At 33.5% G+C, this 1,732-nt stretch carries 1 protein-coding gene and 2 pseudogenes; all 3 read right to left on the bottom strand.

Features of this window, described 5'->3' with window-relative positions:
• A pseudogene (locus FTV11_RS16885) lies at positions 1-313 on the bottom strand (two-component sensor histidine kinase AdeS); the annotation flags it as partial.
• Entirely contained in the window at positions 303-1,031 is a 729-nt protein-coding gene (gene adeR, locus FTV11_RS16880) for an efflux system response regulator transcription factor AdeR (protein WP_032073130.1), read from the bottom strand. The gene adeR and the pseudogene FTV11_RS16885, both read right to left, overlap by 11 nt.
• Before the next feature lie 269 nt (positions 1,032-1,300).
• Positions 1,301-1,669: pseudogene (locus FTV11_RS16875) on the bottom strand (IS1-like element ISAba3 family transposase); the annotation flags it as partial.
• Positions 1,670-1,732 lie beyond the last annotated feature (63 nt).

Here is a 1,732-nt window from a genome sequence, read left to right as displayed (position 1 = left end):
GAATTTGTTGAATAACATCTGCTAAATCACTAATTGGCTGTGTATAGCGTTTTCCATATTTAAAGGCGAGGATAGTAGAAAGAAAAAAGCCTGTTAATAGCACTAAAAACAGCCAGATAAAGTCAACGGAGGTAACTGAAAATTCATTTGAATTAATAACTTGTGTATTTAGAAAACCTATTTTTATCGCCCAGCTATAAACAAAATAGCCAATCATGAAAGATAACAGCGTAATGCCTAAATTGAATAGGCTCATCATGATAATAAACTGGAAGTTAATTCCAACAGAATTTTTAAAAAAGTTAAATTTCATGATTTTGATCTAAGCGATACCCCACGCCACGGACATTGATTAATAAGCCATTTACATCATTTTCTTCAAGTTTTTTGCGTAATTTGCTGATATGGCTATCTACAGTGCGATCTAAAGCATCACTTTCAGGCATACAGTTTTGGATCAATTCATTACGTGTAAAGACTTTATTCGGTGTTTTTGCCATCAAAAACAGTATCTTATACTCAGTTAACGTAAGGTTGAGCAACTGATTTCTTTGACCATTTGAAATGTAAACTTGATGATGATCTGGATTAATTTCAATATTTCTATAACGAATAATATTAGTTATTTCCATATTTTGGCTTGTACTTCGTCTAAGTACGGCTTGTATTCGTGCAATCACTTCGTTTGGGTTAAATGGCTTAATAATAAAGTCATCAGCACCCATTTTTAGCCCCATGATCTTATTCACTTGATCATCTAAGGCAGTCAGCATAATGACAGGTAAATGACTTGTTTGACGGATGATTTGTAGAATTTCCCAGCCATTTAGTTTGGGTAATTTAATATCAAGGAGAATCAGGTCGATAGAGTTGGCTTTTAGGCACTCTAAAGCTTGTTGTCCATCCAATGCACGGATGACCTGCATGTTTTCATTTTTTATGTATTTTTCAAGAATGTCACCAATATCATAATCATCTTCTACAACGAGAATGACGCTGTTTTCGAAGCTGTGCTGTAGATTTGGATACATATATTTTATCTTAGATGAAGTAGCTATGCATTTTAACATTTAATTGTGTAATGGAGATGATTAGACGAGCAGTCATTTATATTTGTAATTGAGGGGTGACATATAATAAAATTCGTTGCATATCAGTATTAATGAACAAAATGTCAATTATCATTCATTTAACATAATGGCTGTTATACGAAACGAGAGTGTTAGAACCCATTTAAAGTGTCTATATTCTCACCAATAAAAATGTCCGGTTTCTCCGAGGTAAAATATGACTTTTGAACAAAAATAAGCCATTGTTTATTCTTTTTATTTCCAACAAAATTCCAGAACTCATCTACTTCGAGAGATTCATAATGACTTTGCTGAGGCTGAATTTCATAGGTTGATTCAGTTAAAGTACGTAAAACTTTACCGATACTGATGCGCTCAACTTCAGCAATATCTCGTATACCGCTGCCTCTGACCATCAACTGTAATATTTTACGAGTAATACCTGACTTACATCCTAGATAGCTCAGTGCATGATCACCAATAAACTGACGTTTACAGTCTTTGCACTGATAGTTTTGTTTCCCATCTACTTTGATACCATTTTTCTTTATACTATCACTGAGGCAGGTTGGACATTTGATTGCTAGAGTTATTTGCATTTCTCTATTTTATCAAAATCCAATCGGCTTTTTCTTCAGCATACTTTTTGAAACACTACCAAA

This window comes from Acinetobacter sp. YH12231 (genome assembly GCF_013417755.1).
Taxonomy (GTDB): domain Bacteria; phylum Pseudomonadota; class Gammaproteobacteria; order Pseudomonadales; family Moraxellaceae; genus Acinetobacter; species Acinetobacter amyesii.
The sequence above is the reverse complement of the archived record's forward strand: the minus strand, read 5'-3'. Positions and strand labels throughout refer to the sequence as shown.

Coding starts and splice junctions, on each gene's coding strand:
- adeR (WP_032073130.1), bottom strand. CDS start 1,031: ATGTATCCAAATCTACAGCACAGCTTCGAAAACAGCGTCATTCTCGTT.